Annotated in this window: 7 protein-coding genes; 4 read left to right on the forward strand and 3 right to left on the reverse strand. The window is 69.4% G+C overall.

The annotated features are described in order from the left end of the window. Positions 1 to 140: 140 nt before the first annotated feature. Positions 141 to 503 (reverse strand): GntR family transcriptional regulator, encoded by a 363-nt coding sequence (locus tag QN345_RS14385; protein WP_323508791.1) that lies wholly within the window; start codon positions 501 to 503, stop codon positions 141 to 143. Positions 504 to 596: 93 nt separating this feature from the next. Between QN345_RS14385 and QN345_RS14390 the strand changes: the two genes are divergently transcribed. Together QN345_RS14390 and QN345_RS14395 are read left to right on the forward strand one after the other, a co-directional pair. After that, positions 597 to 1049 (forward strand): YdeI/OmpD-associated family protein, encoded by a 453-nt coding sequence (locus QN345_RS14390; RefSeq protein WP_134449177.1) that lies wholly within the window; start codon positions 597 to 599, stop codon positions 1047 to 1049. 108 nt (positions 1050 to 1157) lie between these two features. Beyond that, entirely contained in the window at positions 1158 to 1931 is a 774-nt protein-coding gene (locus tag QN345_RS14395; protein ID WP_198413731.1) for an ABC transporter permease, read from the forward strand. Positions 1932 to 1971: 40 nt separating this feature from the next. Here the strand turns inward: QN345_RS14395 and QN345_RS14400 are convergent, their stop codons facing one another. Beyond that, positions 1972 to 2409, reverse strand: a complete 438-nt coding sequence (locus tag QN345_RS14400; protein ID WP_134449176.1) for an Lrp/AsnC family transcriptional regulator — start codon at positions 2407 to 2409, stop codon at positions 1972 to 1974. A gap of 275 nt (positions 2410 to 2684) precedes the next feature. On the opposite strand from QN345_RS14400, the gene ddaH reads away from it, so the two are divergent. Further along, entirely contained in the window at positions 2685 to 3542 is an 858-nt protein-coding gene (gene ddaH / locus QN345_RS14405; protein WP_134449175.1) for a dimethylargininase, read from the forward strand. Then, positions 3539 to 4837 carry an ornithine--oxo-acid transaminase gene (rocD, locus tag QN345_RS14410; RefSeq protein WP_134449174.1) on the forward strand — a complete coding sequence of 433 codons (1299 nt, stop codon included), beginning with the start codon at positions 3539 to 3541 and terminating at the stop codon, positions 4835 to 4837. Before ddaH ends, rocD begins: the two co-directional genes overlap by 4 nt. A gap of 66 nt (positions 4838 to 4903) precedes the next feature. On the opposite strand, the gene QN345_RS14415 is transcribed toward rocD, so the two are convergent. Further along, on the reverse strand, positions 4904 to 6166 hold the full coding sequence (locus QN345_RS14415) for an alpha-hydroxy acid oxidase (protein WP_323508792.1): 1263 nt from the start codon (positions 6164 to 6166) through the stop codon (positions 4904 to 4906). Positions 6167 to 6170: the final 4 nt, after the last annotated feature.

Raw genomic sequence — 6170 nt, forward strand, 5'->3', positions numbered from 1 at the left:
GGTTCGACCAACGCCGCACGCGCGCCGACCTGCACTGGACCCCCCAGGTGACCCTCGACGAGGGCTTCCGTCGCCTCGCCGCCGCATACACCTAGCTCCCCGCTTTCGCGGCTGGGCTGGGCGGGGCGCGTGCGGAGTGATCAGGGGCGGATGCCGAGCGCGGCCGAGACGAGCGCGAGCGCGTCGTCCGCGCCGAGGCCGAGCACGCGCATCCGTTCGGCGAAGTCGGCAGCGGCGCGTTGCGCCTGGCGCAGGGTCGGGTCGCCCGTTGCGGCGATGAAGGAATCCTGGCGGCCGCGGGTCTCGATCACCTCGCCCCGCTCGAGCTCGCGGTAGGCCCTGGCCACCGTGTTCGGGGCGAGTCCGAGTTCGTCGGCGAGCCGGCGCACGGTCGGCAGCTTGTCTCCGGGCGCCACGGCACCGGTCCGAACGGCCTCGAGCACCTGAAGCCGCAGTTGCTCGAACGGCGGCGTGGGGGAATGCTCGTCGATGGTCAGCTTCATGGTGCCGCACCCGGTTTCCTTGTGTTGGTTATGTACCAAGCTAGCCCGCAGGGACCCGTGCGCGGAACCGCTCGCTGCGGCATACTCGGTTCCATGAGATTCACGACCGTCCTCGAGCTTTCCGGCAAATCGGCAACGGGCATCCGCGTTCCCGAGGAGGTCGTCGCGGGCCTCGGCCCCGGCAAGCGCCACGCCATCACGGTCACGATCGGCGGTCATACCTACCGCAGCTCCGTCGCCCCCTACCGCGGCGCATTCATGATCGCGCTCAGCGCCGAGAACCGTGAACAGGCAGGCGTCGCCGCAGGGGACGAGATCGAGGTCGACGTCGAGCTCGACACCGAACCCCGGGTGGTCGAGGTGCCCGCAGACTTCGCCGCAGCGCTCGACGAGCAACCGGATGCCCGGGCCGCCTTCACGGCGCTGTCGTACAGCAACCAGCGCGCCCACGTCCTCGCGATCGAGAGCGCGAAGACGCCGGAGACCCGCCTGCGCCGGATCGAGGCGGCCCGGTCCGCACTCACGCCGGCCGCACCGACTCCCTAGCCTCGGGCCCGCCGTCGATTCCCGGTTCGGGAAGTGCTTTCCACTCAGAGGGCATGACCGACCCCGTGTGGAGCGAGGTCGAACCGGATGGCTCGCTAGGCTCAGAAGGTGACCTGGCCCGCCGACCTCCCCGCCGAACTGGGCGGACTCCTGCCCAGCCTCATCGGGGTGCTGCTGCTGATCGCGGTCGTCACCGCCCTGCTTCGCGGCTTCCACGTGCCCCGCCCGTACGCACCCGCCCTCGCGATCCTCCGGGGCACCCTCCAGCTCGCGGCGATCAGCCTCATCCTGAGCGGCATCATCTCCGATCCGCTCTGGGTCGGAGTCGGGCTCAGCGTGATGTTCATCGCCGCCGTGAGCACGGTCAACCGGCGTCTCGGGGCGACCCGGCAGCACTTCGGCTGGATCGCCGCAGCGATGGGCCTCGGCATCCTTGCGACACTCATCGTGGTGTTCTCGGTCGGCGCCATCGAATTCTCGCCGCGGTATGTGCTCTCCTACGGCGGAATCATCATCGGCAACGCGATGTCGATTGCGACCCTGACCGGCCGGCGCTTCGGCGAGGCCGTCACCGAGCACTGGGACGAGGTCGAGGGCTGGATGGCGCTCGGGGCGACCCCGCGGCAGTCGACGCTCGACCTGGCGCGCCGCGCCGTCTATTTCGCGATCATCCCCACGACCGACCAGACCAAGACCACGGGCCTCGTCACCCTGCCCGGAGCGTTCGTCGGCGCGATCTTCGGCGGAGCCTCGCCCCTCGAGGCCGGGCGCTTCCAGATCGTCGTGCTCGCCGGCATCCTCTGCGCCGGTGCGATCACGGCCGTCACCCTGATCCAGTTCCTCGCGCCGATCCGCATGAAGCCCGCCACGATCCCCACCTAGTCACCACCGACGAAGACCGCTCTCGCGGGCAGCGGCGCGGCTACTCGGCGGCGCGGTGGATGAGCCGGGAGAGCACGATCGCGCTGCGGGTGTGGTCGACGTTGGGTGCGAGGCGCACCTTCTCGAGTGCGGCCTCGAGCCCGGGAATGTCCCGCGCCCTGATGTGCACGATCGCGTCGGCGCTTCCCGTGACGGTGCCTGCGTCGACGACCTCCGGTACGCCGGAGAGGATGCGCAGGAGTTCGTCGGGGGCGACGGTTCCTCGGCAGAAGAGCTCGACATATGCCTCGGTGCTCATGCCATCGATCGCGGGGTCGACCTGGATCGTGAACCCGCGGATGATCCCGTCGGCGACGAGCCGGTCGACCCGGCGCTTGACCGCGGAGGCGGACAGCCCGACGACCGAGCCGATGTCCCCGTAGCCCGCGCGCGCATTCTGTCTCAGAAGGTCGAGTATGCCGCGGTCGAGGTTGTCCATTCCGAGAGTCTAGGGGGAATTCCGCGCACTGGCGTGGAATTCCTGCGCATATGCCGACGATCACGCCGATTATGCGCGCATATTGGCGTGCAACGTTGATTCACGCTGTGTGAGAATGAGGACGGCGTCTTTGCGCGGTGCCGTTCACCCGTTCGTTGTTCACTGTTCGACGTTCACGTTCGACCGCGCGGAGCTCTCATGAGTGACCTGGTCCGCCATCCACCCCGCGTTCCGATTCCGTCAGTAGCAGACGGAGCGCAGCCGAAGGAGACCTCATGACCATCGATCTCGACCCCACAACGACGCCGGAGACCGCGGCCACGGCCCCGGTGCGCACGGCCGTCAAGCGCACGGTGCTGATGTGCAAGCCCGACTACTTCACCGTCGTCTACCGGATCAACCCGTGGATGGACCCGGCCATCCCGACCGACACGAGCCTCGCCGTCGCCCAGTGGCAGACCCTCTACGACACCTACATCGGCCTCGGCTTCGACGTGCACCTGGTCGACCCGATCGACGGCCTGCCCGACATGGTCTACGCCGCCAACGGCGGTTTCGTCATCGACAACATCGCCTACGGCGCCGCGTTCACCTACCCGGAGCGCCAGCCGGAGGGCCCCGCCTACATGGACTGGTTCCGCGACAACGGCTTCGACGTCCGCGTGCCCGTCGAGATCAACGAGGGCGAGGGCGACTTCCTGCTCGTCGGAGACGTCATCCTCGCCGGCACCGGCTTCCGCAGCGCCTCGAACAGCCACGAAGAGGTGTCGGCGATCTACGGCCGCCCGGTGATCACGCTCAACCTCGTCAACCCGAGCTTCTACCACCTCGACACCGCGGTCGCCGTGCTCGACGACACCAACATCGCCTACCTGCCGAGCGCCTTCGACGAGCAGAGCCTCGCCGTGCTGCGCGAACGCTACCCCGACGCCATCATCGTCACCGAGGAGGACGCGGCGATCCTCGGCCTCAACTCCTACTCCGACGGCTACAACGTCGTCATCGCCGCCCGCGCGAAGGACTTCGAGCGCCAGCTCCGCGAACGTGGCTACAACCCGATCGGCGTCGACCTCTCCGAGCTCCTGCTCGGCGGCGGCGGCGTCAAGTGCTGCACCCTGGAGCTGCGCCGATGAGCACCGACACGAACATCCGTCCGGACGCGAACCGGGCCGACCAGACGAAGGATGCCGCACTCGGCACGCCGGGACAGGCATCCGCAACGCCCGCCGCCTTCATCGCCCTCGAAGAGGAGCATGCGGCCCACAACTACCACCCGCTTCCCGTCGTCGTCGCGACCGGCGACGGCGCCTGGGTGACGGATGTCGACGGCAAGCGCTACCTGGACTGCCTCGCGGCGTACTCCGCGGTCAACTTCGGCCACTCGAACCCCGTGCTTCTCGATGCCGCCCGAGCCCAGCTGGGCCGGATCACGCTCACGAGCCGCGCGTTCCACAACGACCAGCTCGGCCCGTTCGTCACGGCTCTCGCCGAGCTCGCCCACAAGGACATGGTGCTCCCGATGAACACGGGCGCCGAGGCCGTCGAGTCCGGGATCAAGGTCGCCCGCGCCTGGGGTTACCGCGTGAAGGGCGTCGCGCCGGACCAGGCGAACATCATCGTCGCCGGGGGCAACTTCCACGGCCGCACCACCACCATCATCAGCTTCTCCGACGACGAGTCGGCCCGCGCCGGCTTCGGCCCGTTCACGCCCGGGTTCCGCACCGTCCCGTTCGGCGACGCCGCGGCCCTCGAGGCCGCGATCGATGAGAACACGGTCGCCGTGCTGCTCGAACCCATCCAGGGCGAGGCCGGCATCGTCGTGCCGCCCGCCGGGTACCTCCCCGCTGTGCGCGAGATCACCACGCGCCGCAACGTGCTCTTCATCGCCGATGAGATCCAGTCCGGTCTCGGCCGCACCGGAGCGACCTTCGCGTGCGACCTCGTCGGCGTCGTGCCCGACCTGTACCTCCTGGGCAAGGCCCTCGGCGGCGGGATCGTGCCCGTCTCTGCGGTCGTCGGCAACCGGGACGTCCTCGGCGTCCTGCAGCCCGGCGAGCACGGCTCGACCTTCGGTGGCAACCCGCTCGCCGCGGCCGTCGGCCTCGCCGTCGTGCGGATGCTGGCCGAGGGCGAGTACCAGGAGCGCGCCCGCGTGCTCGGTGCGCACTTGCACGAAGCCCTCAATGGCCTCGTCGGGCGAGGAGTCGTCGCGGTCCGTGGCGCCGGGCTCTGGGCCGGAATCGACATCGACCCGTCGCTCGCGAGCGGCCGCGCCGTGTGCGAGGCACTCATGGTCCGCGGCGTCCTGGCCAAGGACACCCACGGCTCCACGATCCGGCTCGCCCCGCCGCTCTGCGTGTCCGAGGCCGACCTCGACTGGGCCGTCGCCCAGCTCGCAGCCGTCCTCGACGGGTTCGCCGTCGCCTAGCGTCCGCGTCAGGTCGGCGCGAACTTCAACGAGTCGGCTCGGCTGAAACGGGCCGTATCGGCCTCGCTAGCTTCGCGTCGCGGTCACGCCCTCCGGCCGGGCGATACGGCTCAGCCGGGCCAGCTGGGTGACGTGCCCGGGCTCGAGCTCCTCGAGGGACTTCACGCCGAGCAGTCGCATCGTGCGGGTGATCTGCTCCGACAGGATCGCGATCGCCCGGTCGACGCCGGCCTCGCCGCCGGCCATCAGCCCGTAGAGGTAGGCCCGGCCGACGAGGGTGAACCGTGCGCCGAGGGCCACGGCCGCGACGATGTCCGCGCCGCTCATGATGCCGGTGTCGAGGTGCACCTCGAGGTCGTTGCCCACCTCGCGGGCCACCTCGGGCAGCAAATGGAACGGGATCGGCGCGCGGTCGAGCTGGCGACCGCCGTGGTTGGAGAGGATGATCGCGTCGATGCCCATTTCGGCGAGCCTGGCGGCATCCGCCACGTTCTGAACGCCCTTGACGACGACCTTGCCCGGCCACTGCGCCTTGATCCAGGCGAGGTCTTCGAAGGTGACGGTCGGGTCGAACATGGTGTCGAGCAGTTCGCCGACGGTGCCGCTCCAGCGGTCGAGGGAGGCGAAGGCGAGCGGCTCGGTCGTGAGGAAGTTGATCCACCACTCCGGGCGCGGCAACGCGTTGACCACGGTGCCCACGGTGAGCTGCGGCGGGATGGAAAAGCCGTTGCGCTTGTCGCGGAGGCGCGCTCCGGCAACGGGCACGTCGACCGTCACGAGCAGCGTGTCGAAACCGGCCTTGGCGGCCCGGTCGACGAGCGCCATCGAACGGTCCCTGTCCTTCCACATGTAGAGCTGGAACCAGTTGCGTCCTGTGGGGTTGGCGGCCTTGACGTCCTCGATAGCGGTCGTGCCCATCGTGGAGAGCGAGAACGGGATGCCGGCCTTCGCTGCCGCGTGCGCGCCGGCGATCTCGCCCTCGGTCTGCATCATCCGGGTGAACCCGGTCGGTGCGATGCCGAACGGGAGAGCGACCGGCGCCCCGAGCACGTCCCAGCCGGTCGAGACCGTCGAGACGTCGCGGAGGATGGCGGGGTGGAACTCGATGTCCTCGAAGGCCTGGCGGGCGCGCGCGAGCGAGATCTCCGCCTCCGCTGCCCCCTCGGTGTAGTCGAAGGCCGCCTGGGGAGTGCGCCGCTTGGCGATCGCGCGCAGGTCATAGATGGTGAGGGCGCTCTCGAGGCGGCGCTTCTTCGCGTTGAGCTCCGGCACCTTGAACTGCATGAGTGGGGCGAGGTCTTTGATCTTGGGGATGCGTCGTTGGACCATGGTC

The organism is Cryobacterium sp. 10I1 (assembly GCF_035019805.1).
In the GTDB taxonomy this organism is placed as follows: Bacteria; Actinomycetota; Actinomycetes; order Actinomycetales; family Microbacteriaceae; genus Cryobacterium; species Cryobacterium glucosi.

Excerpts from the sequence above, each read along its gene's own strand:
- QN345_RS14385 (WP_323508791.1), bottom strand. The coding sequence starts at position 503 with ATGAAGCTGACCATCGACGAGCATTCCCCCACGCCGCCGTTCGAGCAA.
- QN345_RS14390 (WP_134449177.1), top strand. The coding sequence starts at position 597 with ATGAGATTCACGACCGTCCTCGAGCTTTCCGGCAAATCGGCAACGGGC.
- QN345_RS14400 (WP_134449176.1), bottom strand. The coding sequence starts at position 2,409 with ATGGACAACCTCGACCGCGGCATACTCGACCTTCTGAGACAGAATGCG.
- ddaH (WP_134449175.1), top strand. The coding sequence starts at position 2,685 with ATGACCATCGATCTCGACCCCACAACGACGCCGGAGACCGCGGCCACG.
- rocD (WP_134449174.1), top strand. The coding sequence starts at position 3,539 with ATGAGCACCGACACGAACATCCGTCCGGACGCGAACCGGGCCGACCAG.
- QN345_RS14415 (WP_323508792.1), bottom strand. The coding sequence starts at position 6,166 with ATGGTCCAACGACGCATCCCCAAGATCAAAGACCTCGCCCCACTCATG.